The organism is Streptococcus sp. HMSC065H07 (genome assembly GCF_001837325.1).
GTDB lineage: Bacteria > Bacillota > Bacilli > Lactobacillales > Streptococcaceae > Streptococcus > Streptococcus salivarius_H.
The window spans coordinates 89,211-102,166 of sequence record NZ_KV832019.1; the positions used below are offsets into that span (position 1 = coordinate 89,211).

A 12,956-nucleotide genomic window follows, 5' to 3' on the forward strand; every position below is an offset into this window, starting at 1 on the left:
ATTATTCTCCTTTTTTGAAGGTAATAACTTCAGACAAAGCTTCTACCTTTTCTCCAACTTCTTGTTCAAGATGGAAAGCACTGAATTTTTCTGAATTAGTTACAGTGACAAGTACTGTGTCATCAAGACCATTTTTCTCAATAATTGGTGACCAGAACTCAAGAAGTTTTTGTCCAACTTCAACACGATCACCTTGTTCTACGTAACTAATGAACCCTTCACCTTTAAGTTTAACTGTTCCGATACCAACGTGGATAAGAACAATGACACCATCTTCACTTTCAATACCAACTGCATGGCGAGTAGGAAGAACTTGACGAATGGTACCACTAATTGGTGCAAAGACAGCTCCATCAGTAGGTTTAATGGCGAAACCTTTACCCATGCTACCTGAAGCAAAGTGTTCATCATTAACACTTGAGAGGTCAACCAAATGACCAGTTGTAGGGTTTACAAGAGATACGACGTTAGCTTTAACTTCATTTTCAGAAGTTGCTACGCTAAAGCGATGTTCCAATTCTTCAACAATTTCAGCGTGACGTGCTTCAGTCAAAGTGATTTTACGAGCAATAATGAAGGCTCCGATGAGCATTGCTGCTGCTGGGAAACCAAACATGCTAAGCTTAAAGATAGACTGTTGATGTGTTGTAATTGTTGATGCTGAGGCACCTGTTGTCATACCGGCAGCTACGGCAATTGTAGAAACAAGCCAGTTTGACATCGCACCACCAAGTTTATCAACAAGTGGACGAACTGACAAAGTAAGTGATTCATCACGGTGTCCCAATTTCCATTGACCATATTCTACTGAGTCAGAGATAATCATGAGGATAACAAGGAACACAAGAGGTTGTGGAATAAAGAAGAGTTCAGCAGCAGTCAAGATCATTGGAAGTGATGTTCCTGCAATACTAAAGATTCCGATACCACCGAGCATTACTGCAATACATCCATAGAACAAACGTTTACGGTTGAATTTACCAGCTAGGCTAGGGAAGAGTGAAACTGAAACCAAACCAACAACTGTATTCAATCCGTAAAGGATTGAGTATTTCCCTGGATCACCAAGGATAAATGTGAAGTAAAAAAGTTGAAGAGCATTAAGTGTATTAATACCAAGACCATAGAACCAATATCCGAGAGACAACCACATCAATTGGTCGTTTTTACCAAGAACTTTAAAGACTTGTTTAAGGCTAGTTTTTTCTTTGTTATCACGAAGTTTTGACTCAACTTCACGTGTACCAATACCAACAGCAATTGATGTAATCACACCAATGAGAGCAACGATAAATGCAAACCAGAACCATCCAGATTTATCTCCAGAACCACTACTGTTCGTCATAGAGAAGAACAAAACGATTGGCATGATGGCAACACCTACAATATTGGCACCAATCGTAGAACCAATACGGGCAAAAGTTGCCATTTTTTCACGTTCATGACTGTCAAGAGACAAGGCAGGAATCATTGACCAGAAACCGATATCTTTAATTGAGTAGAAGACATCCATTACAAGGTAGATAATTCCGAAAAGTACAAGGTACAAGAAAGGATTTGTTTTATTCAAACCACCTAAATCGGTGAAGAGAAGCAACAAGGCGATAGAACTGATGATACCACCACCAACTACCCATGGTTTGAATTTACCATACTTAGTATGAGTGTTATCAATCATGTTACCGATCAATGGATCGATAAATACTTCCAAGATACGCAAAATAGCGATGATGTTAGTAATTAATAGTACGTAGTGACTATTTTGCTTTGGATCACCTGTGTTAAACAAGTGAGTTGTCACAAACATGATAAAGTATGTTGACAACGTTGCATAGAAGACGTCGTTACCAAAAGCACCAGCTGAATAGGATAGACGAGACTTCATTTGACCTTTAGATTTTCCCATTACGAAAACCTCCTGTTAGTTGTTTTTTTGAATACGCTTACATTATATAAGCATTAGTTTAAATCGTCAATAGTTTTAGTGGTTTTTTACTAAACTTTTACTAAAACATGATTATTTTGATGAATTAAAATATTGGAAACCGATTTCATAACTTACACTATGACCCTCCTCCAAGATGATATCTCCAAAATCTGTATGATTAACGGCATCTGGGAGTGTTTGAGCTTCCATAGCTATAGCTTCTCGTCCTTTTGCAATTGTTCCTCGATCTCTCGCAAAGTAAATATTATCCTCTATAATATCCATAGTATAAATAACTAAACCATTTCTGTTAGAGAAGATTTCAATACCATCTCCGCTTTCTTTATCATGCAAAATAGCTACTTCTCTCACATGATCACAAGTTTCCCCTCCAACTACAAAGGCATCATCAAAACCATTATTTGCTTCAATTCGAGGTAGCAAGTCAGTTGTCTTTCTGAAATCATAATTCGTTCCATCTACATTAATTTTTTGTCCTGTTGGAATTAACTCAGAATCCAACTCTAAACGATAGTCTGAATAGATTTGTAACTCATGACTTGATAAATCCTGTTTGTCGCTAAGATTAAAGTAAACATGGTTTGTCGGATTAAAGACTGTTGACTCTGTAACATCGAAGGCTTCAAAGAGTATTGTTAAGCGGTTATTATTGTTAAGTCTATAACTAATAGAGACTGTAACATCACCAGGAAAGCCATCTACACTTGAATAAAGTCTTCTAATAAATTTTGTCTCAACATATTCATCATTCAGGTTTGTGACATAGTTCCAATTTTGAACCTGCATTCCTTTTGGACCGCCATGTAAACAGTTTTCTCCCTCATTCTTAGGAAGGCTATAAAGAACCATATTATGAGTATACGAAGCTTTCCCAATTCTTCCAGCAACCCTACCAATGGACTGGCAGGCACATAAATTATTCTTATAGTAATCCTCGTAATCACTGAAACCAAGTACTATATTTTTAAGAGCACCAGTTTCTGTTGGAACCAAAAACTCCTGAAGTGTAGCACCTGTTGTGAGTGTGGAAATGACAACACCATTATTATTTTCCATTGAAATTTTACTGACATCGCCTGAATCAACTTTTCCAATAATTTCGCAGTTTATTTTCATACTATTTCCTCAAAAAACAAAGAGTACAATAATTATATATACTCTTTGACCCTTTTTTTATTATTTTAATTATCCTCGATCATCGTACCCTTTTGGATGGCTAGAATGCCATGCCCAAGCACTTGCGATGATTTTTTCGATGTTATCAAATTGTGGTTTCCATCCAAGAACTGTACGTGCTTTTTCAGATGAAGCAATCAATGTATCAGGATCACCAGGACGACGATCAGCTTTCTCAGCTGGGATTTCTTTACCAGTTACCTTACGAGCGGCTTCAAGAATTTGAAGGTTTGAGAATCCCGTTGATGAACCTAAGTTAAAGGCTGTAGATTCATTACCTTTACGAAGATATTCAACAGCAAGGAGGTGAGCATCAGCCAAGTCAAATGGGTGAACATAGTCACGAACATTTGTACCATCAGGAGTGTTGTAGTCATCACCAAAAATCATGATTTTTTCACGAACACCTTGAGCTACTTGAAGGATAATTGGGAGAAGGTGAGTTTCTGGACCATGGTCTTCACCGATAGATCCATCAGGTTTTGCACCAGCAACGTTGAAGTAACGAAGTGGCACATATTTAATACCATAAGCTTTATCAGACCACTTCATGATAGTTTCCATCATCAACTTACTTTCACCATATGGGTTGATAGGATTTTGTGGTGTTGTTTCAAGAATTGGAATTTCTTCTGGGATACCGTAAGTTGCTGCTGTTGATGAGAAGACAATGTATTTAACACCGCATTCGTTCATAACTTCAAGCAATTTAACCATTCCAGCTGTATTGTTATCAAAATATTTGAGTGGTTTTTCCATTGATTCACCAACCAATGAATAGGCCGCAAAGTGAATGACGGCATCAACATCAGGGTTTTCTTTGAAGACCTTTCTCATAAAATCTTGATCAGAAAGATCGCCTTGATAGAAAATAGCATCTGGATGTACGGCAGCACGGTGACCGGTTACCAAACTATCTACTACTACTACTTTTTCTTGACCTTTTTCAACTAAGCGATCAACCATGTGAGAACCGATATAACCAGCTCCACCTAATACTAAAATTGCCATTTCTTATCTCCTTTCTTCAGAAAAAACAATTAATCAGCTAAATTTACAAAATCTACAAATGCTTTAAACTGATCCAAGCCTTCACTATTAGTCTTATAAACACCTGCATCTTCTAGTACACGAGCAAAGATATCTGCAACAGATTGTCGAACAACTTCTGTCACTTCCTCAGCTGTAACATTCGGATTTTGAGCTTTGAGTTCATCTGCCCATTCTTGGTGAATTGGAGCAACTTGGTTACCTTGACCTAATAGATAATCTTCAACATCTTTAAGTTCTGTTTTCAAACGAGGAGGAAGAATGGCCAATCCCATAACTTCAATCAAACCAATGTTTTCTTTTTTAATATGTTGAACATCTTTATGTGGGTGGTAGATACCGTCTGGATGTTCTTCAGAAGTTTGATTGTCACGAAGAACCAAATCCAATTCAAATTTGCCGTCTTTTCTACGAGCAATTGGGGTAATGGTGTGGTGAGGTTGTCCATCAGACTCAGCCAAGACACCAGCTTTTTCGTCTGAATAACCACGCCAACAATTTAAAATTTTGGTTGCAAGAGCAATAAGTCTTTCCTTGTCTTCACTTCTAAGACGAAGAACAGACATAGGCCAATTAACGATACCAGTCTCAACATCAGAGTATCCATCAAAGCTAACTTTTTCTTTAATGCCTGCTACTTCCATTGGGAAGGTGTGGCGACCACCTTGATAGTGTTCGTGTGTAAGAATTGAACCACCTACAATTGGAAGATCGGCATTTGAACCTGCAAAGTAACCAGGAAATGCTTCAACAATTGATAGGAGACGACCAAATGTCAATGGACTGATGTGCATTGGTTCGTGCTTACCATAAAAGAAGATAGAATGTTCATTAAAGTAAGCATATGGTGAATATTGGAAGCCCCAATCATTTCCTTCCATTTGGAAACGAATAACACGGTGATTACTACGAGCTGGGTGATTGATGCGACCAAGATAACCTTCATTTTCCATACAAAGTTGGCATTTTGGATAATCAGAAGCTACCGCATTTTTAGCTGCAGCGATGGCTTTTGGATCTTTTTCAGGTTTTGAAAGGTTAATCGTAATTTCCAAGTCACCGTATTTAGTAGGTGCTTTATAAGCAATATTTTGTGCAATGGCTTTGACTTTCACATAATCATTGCGTTTACTTTGTGCATAAAAGTCAGCAATTGCTTGCTCTGGGGCAGATTTATAAGTATCCCAGAAGTTACGATTGACAGCACTAGGGCTTGGTGTAATCAAGTCCATGAGTTGAGCTCCAATGATATCTTGCTCTTCATTAAGATCACCTACAGAACCAGCTTTAACACCTGCTTGAAGCAACTGGTCTTTAAGGTCAATCAATTCAGAGCTATCTGTTTCAACATCAGCAACTCCTTCTCCAACCAAAGCAAAAACTTTGTTTGTCAAATAGATACGGTCCAATTCCTCATAATCACTATTTTCAATAACCAGAGTTACAAAAGTGTTTACTAAATTTTCAGCCATAATCTCTACTTCTTTCTCATTAATCAAGTACTCGTGAACCGCCAGCTACTTCAGCAATATAGAAGCTTGGTGCATAACCAACGACTTCTTCATAACGTTGACCAACTGCTTTTTTGAAATCTTCAACTTTATCTTTGTTTACAAGTGCGATGGCACATCCACCAAAGCCCGCTCCTGTCATACGAGCTCCAAGAACACCTTCTTGTTCCCATGCTGTGTGTGCCAAAGTATCAAGTTCAAGACCTGTAACTTCGTAATCATGTTCCAATGACACGTGAGAAGCATTCATAAGACGACCAAAGCCTTCCAAATCTCCTGATTCAAGAGCTTTACGGGCTTGAAGTGTACGTTGATTTTCAAGAACTGCGTGACGGGCACGTTTGATACGGTTTTCGTCTTTAATCAAGTAGCTGTATGCATCGAATGTCCAGAGGTCCAATTCACCAAGTGTTTGGATATCAAGTTTTTCTTGGAGTTCAGATACTGCTGTTTCACATTCCGCACGACGTTCATTGTATTTAGAATCTGCCAATTCACGACGTTTGTTAGTGTTCATGATAACTACAACATTGTCTTTAAGGTCAAGCGGCACCAAGTCATACTCTAAAGTATTGGTATCCAAGTAAATCGCACGTTGTTCAGCTCCCATACCAATAGCGAATTGGTCCATGATACCAGAGTTAACGCCGATAAAGTCATTTTCCGTTTGCTTACCGATTTTAACCAAGTCAAGGCGTTCCAATTTAAGGTCATAAAGTTTTTCAGCAATAACACCAATCAACAATTCCAAAGATGATGATGATGACAAGCCTGATCCATTTGGAATGTTACCATAGATGTAAATATCCATACCTGAATCAATCGTATGACCAGCTTCTTGCAAGAAATGAAGAACACCTTTTGGATAGTTTGTCCAGTTGTGTTCTTTTTCAAAACGAAGATTTTCAAGTGGTACTTCGATGATTCCCTTATCTTCAAAGTTACCTGAGAAGAAACGCAAAACTTTGTCATCACGTTTACGGGCCGCTCCGTAAGTACCTAAGGTAATAGCTGCTGGGAACACATGTCCACCGTTGTAGTCAGTGTGTTCACCAATCAAATTAATACGACCTGGAGAAAAGAAAGTATGGTCTGCTTCTACACCAAAAACTTCTTTAAACTTTTCTCTTAACTGTGATGTCTTCATAGGATGTACCTCGCTTATTCTTTTTTACACTAACAGTGTAACCCCTTTCACAAGGAAAATCAATATTTTTACTGTTTTTTTAGTAAAAAAATAGGTAAAATTTTAGAATTTATGATATACTTTGGATGAAAGGAGAACAATATGGCTACATTAAAAGATATCGCAAAATTGGCTGATGTATCAATCGCAACTGTTTCACGTGTTCTCAACCAAGATGAAAACCTCTCCGTTACTGAAGAAACCAGGCACCGTATTTTAACTGCGGCAGATGAATTGGGATACACTAGACACCAAAAAAGCGGTAATTTTAAGAAAGAGAAACACCAGATTGCCATTATACAATGGGTCAGTGAAGAAGACGAATTAGATGACATCTACTATTATAATATTCGACTCGGCATTGAAAAAAGGGCTCAGGAACTCGACTACGAGATTCTACGATATTTTAACGATATCCCCTTTAACCTGGCTGAGGAAGTTATAGGTGTAATCTGTATCGGAAAATTCAGTAAATCTCAAATTTCTGATTTTGAAGCACTGGGGAAACCCATTGTATTTGTGGATAGCGATACCTTAACCCAGGGACACCCTTGTGTCACGACCGATTTTGAAAATGCTGTTCAGACTGCCCTCCAATATTTAAAAAAACAAGGGTGTCAATCAATCGGACTTTTAACAGGTGAGGAGAAGACAACCGACTTGCAAGAAATTATTCCTGATTCACGTCGGCGTGCCTATCGCAATTTTTGTATTGAAGAGGGAATTTACGACGCTAATCTCATTTTGACAGGAAACTTTAGTGCTCTATCTGGTTATGAACTTATCAAAGCTAAACTAGAGACAGAGGAGAAACTTCCAGATGCCTTTTTTGCCGCAAGTGATAGCTTAGCTATTGGAGCACTCAAAGCTTTTCAAGAAGCTGGCCTCATTGTTCCAGATCAGATTCAAATCATTTCTTTTAACGATACAATCATGGCAAGGCAGGTATTTCCACCCTTATCTTGTGTCACTGTCTACACCGAAGAAATGGGACGAACTGCCATGGATGTCCTCAATAAACAAGTCTTGGCTCCAAGAGAAATCCCGACACTTACTATGTTGGGCACTAAACTGACTCTGAGAGAAAGTACGAAATAATTTCTTACTATTGAATATCTTCTAAAATTGAAAACGCAAGAAGAGACTGGAATTCCTTCCAGTCTCTTCTATTGTTCTCTCTTAGAAAACAGCTTAAATATCAAATCTATAAAAATTCATCCCACCGTTATCAACAAGGCTGATTTATCAAAAAAACATTTTAGGTTTACAAACAATTTTTTGCACACCTTAGTTCAAATTAACATCCAGATAAACACCTATACCACTAGACACTTAATCTTCTTTGACAAAATAAAATTGTTTACTGAGGAAGTCTCCCTGTGGAAGAACGACTGTGATTCCAGCATACATCAGTTCAGCACCAGAGTATACTTGACCTGTTCCTTGTAAAATGTAGTTAGCATCTTGATCGAGATTTTTTAGTTTGAGAGTCGTTTCAACCGTCTCAACTGTTGAAAGAACTCGGACATAGGTTGCTAGAACCTTATTTTCATAGTTAAATTGAACTGCTGCTTCATTGCTTTCCGCTTCAGGATTAATGAGGCGGTATTGCTGACCAAATTGAACCACTGGACGAATGTCCTTATAATGAGTGATTTGTGCAGCAATGCCATCTTTTTCTTCCTGAGTCAAGCTCGTCAAATCAAGTTCGTAGCCTAAATTACCCATCATAGCTACATCTCCACGCGTTTCCAGAGGTGTCGTGCGTCCCATTTGGTGATTAGGAACAGCTGACACATGAGCTCCCATAGAAATAGTTGGGTAAAGATAGCTTGAACCATATTGAATTGGTAATCGTGCAATGGCATCAGTATTATCACTCGCCCAAACTTGCGGGAAGTAACGCATCATACCAAGGTCATTTCGACCCCCTCCACCAGAACATGATTCAAAGAGAATACTCTCATGTTTACTTGTCAGGAATTCTACCAAGTCATATAGTCCCAACATGTATTGATGACTCTGCATTTGGCTTTCAAGGTAGTTTGCACCATTTCCGATGTTAGTCATGTTACGGTTATAATCCCATTTAACATAATCAATAGCATTATCTGTAAGAATCTTATCCAAGACTTCTTTCAAGTAAGCCACCACATCTGGATTAGCTAAGTTCAACATAAGTTGGTTGCGTGAGTAAGTATGACCATAATTAGGCACCTGGATGGCCCAGTCTGGATGTTTACGATAAAGATCGCTATCCACCGAAATCATTTCAGGTTCAAACCAAAGACCAAACTTAAGCCCCTTGGCATGAACTTTTTCAATCAAGTCTTGGAGTGGTCCACCAAGTTTTTCTTCATTGACAAACCAATCTCCTAGAGCACGGTTGTCGTCGAAACGATTTCCAAACCAACCATCATCCAAGACAAAGAGTTCAACACCTACTTGTTTAGCATCTTCTGCTAACTCAAGAAGTTTTTCTTTCTCAAAATCAAAGTAGGTTGCCTCCCAGTTATTAAGAAGAATCGGACGTTCTTCATGGGCAAACTGCTTAGGAATGATGTAGTCTGTAACAAAGGCTTGACTTTCTTGACTAAGTCCAGTCAAACCTTTGTGGGAGTAAGTAATGAGAGCAACTGGTGTTTCAAAACTTTCGTTTGAAGCAAGTTCCCAGGCAAAGTTCTCATCCTCAATTCCGATAGCTACACGCACCTCATTGATTTGACTCTTTTGGACAAATGTTTGGAAATTACCGCTATACATGAGTTGGAAGCCCAAGGCTTCGCCTGCCCCCTCGCTGGCTTCGTGATCACAAAGAATAAGAGCTGGTGTCTGAGCATGACCTGAAGCACCACGGTTAGAAGCGACTTTAAAGATACCTTGTTCAACTCTTTGGCGACGAACCGTTTTCTCACGAGCGTAAGCGCCTTGGAGAGTGACCACATCATAGTCACGGGCAGGTACATCAGCCATAGTACTGAGTGCTCGATGGATTACCACGGCTTGTTCAGAACGGTTGATGACTTCGCTATAAGTTACAATTGTGTTGTTATCTTCAACTACTGTATAGTAGAGTTTCAATTCCAAGTTAGCGACTTTATCGACTAAGGTGAAAATCAGCGTTTCTGCTTTTTCCAAAGAATGGGGATATGGCAGTTTGCTTTCTAGTGACATTCCTTTGACCACTTCTGCTTTTAAAAATTCAAAACGTGTCACATCTGAGACCCCATGCTGGATTTTCAAAGACGGTTGACGAAAATCTCCCAAACCATGCAAGCCTACCACTTGACGTTGTGTATCATAACTATACGTTCTAACGTCTGGATTGAGCTGACCCGAGAATGCGTGATCACGTTCATGGACTGCATTTGATCCATGGTAGCGATTTACCTTTCGACCTAAGTGTCTTAGCAAAAGATCCCCGTCATGTTCTTCAATAATTAGCGACAAATCTTTGCTGGTGATGTAATAATAATTTTTGTTAACAACAATGCTCATAGTGTTCTCCTTATTTACAGGTTTAATTATAAACAATGTATGCGCTTTCTAAAATGGAATTTTGTCGCTGGAATATGGTAAAATGTTAGGTAAGGAGGATAAACAATGCTTATTTTTTCAGAACTTGAAACAGGGACCTTAGATTTACGTCTTGATTTTTACGGTTATGAGGATTGTTTACCAGACCAGTTCTTTGGTCCTGCCATTCGAGAAAACTACGTTCTTCATTACATCACTGAAGGCAAAGGCTACCTTGAATATAGGAAGCAAAAAATCCCCCTTCAAAAGGGAGACATTTTTTTACTCATACCAGGTGAAGTCACCTACTATTTTGCGGATAATCAGACTCCTTGGTCCTACTATTGGCTGGGGATTAGTGGTATCAAAGCTCAGGAGTACTTTAACCTCTCACAAATCCACGAAACAGCCTATCTTAAGTCGTCCCCTCACACCGAAGCATTAGGTAACTTCATAGGGACTATTGTCAAAGATGCTGAACGGCTAGATGAAAGTAAGGCATCTCAACTGCACGTTATCAGCCAACTCTTTGAGCTCATGCATCAGTTGAATGCACTCTCACCTAACCTTGATCAAGAAACCATCTCACCCAGTCAAAAACTCTATCGTGAAGCCAAACATCTAATCGATATTGGTTACAACTCTCAGAACATTAGTATCCAAGATATAGCTGATAAACTTGGTGTGCACCGCTCCTACTTATCCTCCATCTTCAAAGATTTTCATAAGATTTCCCCAAAAGAATACCTACTCGAAGTACGTATGAAACGTGCTAAGGAACTTTTGAAAACCACTGATCAACCTATAAAAATTATCGCCTATTCTGTAGGCTATCTGGACCCTCTGCATTTTTCAAAAGCCTTCAGACAGTATTATGATTGCTCGCCAAGTCAATATCGGACCTCGAAACAATAACGATTATCTTGATTGAGACAAGCTTTTATAAACTAGATTAATTATTACAACAACTAACAAATTAAGGTAAAACCAAAAGGCCTCAGTCCTGTACAGGACTAAGGCCTTTTCTTACTTTATTTGTCTAACTTTTTGAGATTAGCACACAGTATAAGTCAACAACTACTTTTTTATTGTTTAGTTCTAACTCAAATATTGTTCAATTAAAACAACTTTTTATTGATTTCTGAAACATTATTTTTACCAGCTCGACCATCACTTGGTGTCTTAGCCATAGTAATAGTATAACGATTATCATCAAAATATGTTAGTTTATAATGTTTTCCAACCTCTGTAACGGTGAATCCCAGTTGTTTCAATTCTTGCTTTGACTTTCCATTCAATCCGCTATAGTTTGTTAATAGTCGTTTAATCTTGTCTCTCTTATGATTGAGAATATTTTCACTATCATTCTGTTGTATAATATCTTGAATGATATGTTTCTTACGAGTTCCATCTTGGATATTCTGTAAGGAATCACTCAGAACTGACAAAACAAATTCCTTTTTCTCACCTTGAAAGAATTCCTTCTCAGATCCACTTGATATAAAACTACTATCACTATCTTGTTTATTATTGAAAAGATTTCTATAGTAGGTTAACTCTTGTTCCAGATCAGAAATACTACTACGTAAACGACCATTTTCTTCCGTTAACTCATCAAAATCATTACTAAAACTATCTAGGAGTTCTTCTGTCTCCTCTTTGGTTCTCTCAGCTTTCGTACGTTTAGATTTTTGACTTTCAAAACGATCTCGAAGTAAAGAAGTTAGTACACCATCCCATGTGTACAAAGGATCGATGCTCTGCTGGTTAGTGAAATTAACAACTGCCTTAACAATTCCTTGTCTAATTGTATCTGAATCAAATCCATTATGATAAAGAACGGTTCTATTATTCATCCTGTCGGATTGGAAATACAGACCAATAGATCCTCCTACCTCAATGACATCTTCATTAAGATCCTCGATAATATCATTTGATTCAACATCTTCTTGCACAAGAACATGTGCAACCCCCTTTAGATCATAGGCCAATTTGCTAACATCGACTGGAGTGTCATTTGAAAATGTCTTTGAAACATAAACAATAGGAAGATTGTAAGATCTAATATCATTTACAATTTCTAACAAAAGCTGATAGTTATTCTTACTTATAAAATGAGGGTTCATGGTCACTGGTAGATTACCATCAGCAAGGACATATCCCTTTTCAATCAATAGTCTGATAAAAAATGGAGTAGAAAATGAAGGAGCAATTCCAACAGCATCCTCAGTAAAACTTCGGTCCAACATGATTGACATTTTATACTCTTTAAAGTTCATGACGTAATCTGTGTTCCAAAGGATGCCATCATCCAATTTTTTTACATATCTAACAGCAATAATATCTTCGTTACGGTACTCCTTAAACTCAAGAGATACCTTTTCATTACCAAACTTTTGGTCATAAGAACCGTCCCAACTTAAATCAGGAATCACATTATCATCGTGTGGACTCTTTTGATTCCATTCAATGACTAAATTTAAGAAGTCATCTTTGGTTAATGACTTGTCAATGTTTAGGATTGTAGAGAAAAGTAGCATTTATTCTCCTTTCAAAATCTAATATCAAA

General features: G+C 38.0%; 9 protein-coding genes. 2 read left to right on the forward strand and 7 right to left on the reverse strand.

The window, feature by feature from the left end; genetic code table 11:
- Position 1 precedes the first annotated feature (1 nt).
- The 5 genes from HMPREF2637_RS02580 to HMPREF2637_RS02600 all read right to left on the reverse strand — a co-directional run bounded on the left by HMPREF2637_RS02580 (position 2) and on the right by HMPREF2637_RS02600 (position 6,832).
- Complete coding sequence (locus HMPREF2637_RS02580) at positions 2-1,906, reverse strand: sugar MFS transporter (protein WP_014632923.1); 1,905 nt, start codon at positions 1,904-1,906, stop codon at positions 2-4.
- Positions 1,907-2,017: 111 nt separating this feature from the next.
- On the reverse strand, positions 2,018-3,064 hold the full coding sequence (locus tag HMPREF2637_RS02585; RefSeq protein ID WP_064525313.1) for an aldose epimerase family protein: 1,047 nt from the start codon (positions 3,062-3,064) through the stop codon (positions 2,018-2,020).
- A gap of 69 nt (positions 3,065-3,133) precedes the next feature.
- A complete protein-coding gene (galE, locus tag HMPREF2637_RS02590; RefSeq protein WP_002888050.1) occupies positions 3,134-4,135 on the reverse strand; it encodes a UDP-glucose 4-epimerase GalE in 1,002 nt (333 codons plus the stop codon).
- Positions 4,136-4,164: 29 nt separating this feature from the next.
- Positions 4,165-5,646 carry a UDP-glucose--hexose-1-phosphate uridylyltransferase gene (galT, locus tag HMPREF2637_RS02595; RefSeq protein WP_042771791.1) on the reverse strand — a complete coding sequence of 494 codons (1,482 nt, stop codon included), beginning with the start codon at positions 5,644-5,646 and terminating at the stop codon, positions 4,165-4,167.
- Positions 5,647-5,665: 19 nt separating this feature from the next.
- Positions 5,666-6,832 (reverse strand): galactokinase, encoded by a 1,167-nt coding sequence (locus HMPREF2637_RS02600; RefSeq protein WP_070838970.1) that lies wholly within the window; start codon positions 6,830-6,832, stop codon positions 5,666-5,668.
- Positions 6,833-6,973: 141 nt separating this feature from the next.
- Here HMPREF2637_RS02600 and HMPREF2637_RS02605 point away from each other — a divergent pair, with 141 nt between their 5' ends.
- Positions 6,974-7,969 (forward strand): LacI family DNA-binding transcriptional regulator, encoded by a 996-nt coding sequence (locus tag HMPREF2637_RS02605; protein ID WP_070838972.1) that lies wholly within the window; start codon positions 6,974-6,976, stop codon positions 7,967-7,969.
- A gap of 234 nt (positions 7,970-8,203) precedes the next feature.
- Here the strand turns inward: HMPREF2637_RS02605 and HMPREF2637_RS02610 are convergent, their stop codons facing one another.
- Positions 8,204-10,369: an alpha-galactosidase gene (locus HMPREF2637_RS02610; RefSeq protein ID WP_070838974.1), complete on the reverse strand. Its 2,166-nt coding sequence runs from the start codon at positions 10,367-10,369 to the stop codon at positions 8,204-8,206.
- Between the two features lie 105 nt (positions 10,370-10,474).
- Here HMPREF2637_RS02610 and HMPREF2637_RS02615 point away from each other — a divergent pair, with 105 nt between their 5' ends.
- Complete coding sequence (locus HMPREF2637_RS02615) at positions 10,475-11,302, forward strand: AraC family transcriptional regulator (RefSeq protein WP_070838975.1); 828 nt, start codon at positions 10,475-10,477, stop codon at positions 11,300-11,302.
- Between the two features lie 203 nt (positions 11,303-11,505).
- Here HMPREF2637_RS02615 and HMPREF2637_RS11455 read toward each other — a convergent pair whose 3' ends face one another.
- A complete protein-coding gene (locus HMPREF2637_RS11455; protein ID WP_070838977.1) occupies positions 11,506-12,927 on the reverse strand; it encodes a bZIP transcription factor in 1,422 nt (473 codons plus the stop codon).
- Positions 12,928-12,956: the final 29 nt, after the last annotated feature.

Excerpts from the sequence above, each read along its gene's own strand:
- HMPREF2637_RS02580 (WP_014632923.1), bottom strand. The coding sequence starts at position 1,906 with ATGGGAAAATCTAAAGGTCAAATGAAGTCTCGTCTATCCTATTCAGCT.
- HMPREF2637_RS02585 (WP_064525313.1), bottom strand. The coding sequence starts at position 3,064 with ATGAAAATAAACTGCGAAATTATTGGAAAAGTTGATTCAGGCGATGTC.
- galE (WP_002888050.1), bottom strand. The coding sequence starts at position 4,135 with ATGGCAATTTTAGTATTAGGTGGAGCTGGTTATATCGGTTCTCACATG.
- galT (WP_042771791.1), bottom strand. The coding sequence starts at position 5,646 with ATGGCTGAAAATTTAGTAAACACTTTTGTAACTCTGGTTATTGAAAAT.
- HMPREF2637_RS02600 (WP_070838970.1), bottom strand. The coding sequence starts at position 6,832 with ATGAAGACATCACAGTTAAGAGAAAAGTTTAAAGAAGTTTTTGGTGTA.
- HMPREF2637_RS02605 (WP_070838972.1), top strand. The coding sequence starts at position 6,974 with ATGGCTACATTAAAAGATATCGCAAAATTGGCTGATGTATCAATCGCA.
- HMPREF2637_RS02610 (WP_070838974.1), bottom strand. The coding sequence starts at position 10,369 with ATGAGCATTGTTGTTAACAAAAATTATTATTACATCACCAGCAAAGAT.
- HMPREF2637_RS02615 (WP_070838975.1), top strand. The coding sequence starts at position 10,475 with ATGCTTATTTTTTCAGAACTTGAAACAGGGACCTTAGATTTACGTCTT.
- HMPREF2637_RS11455 (WP_070838977.1), bottom strand. The coding sequence starts at position 12,927 with ATGCTACTTTTCTCTACAATCCTAAACATTGACAAGTCATTAACCAAA.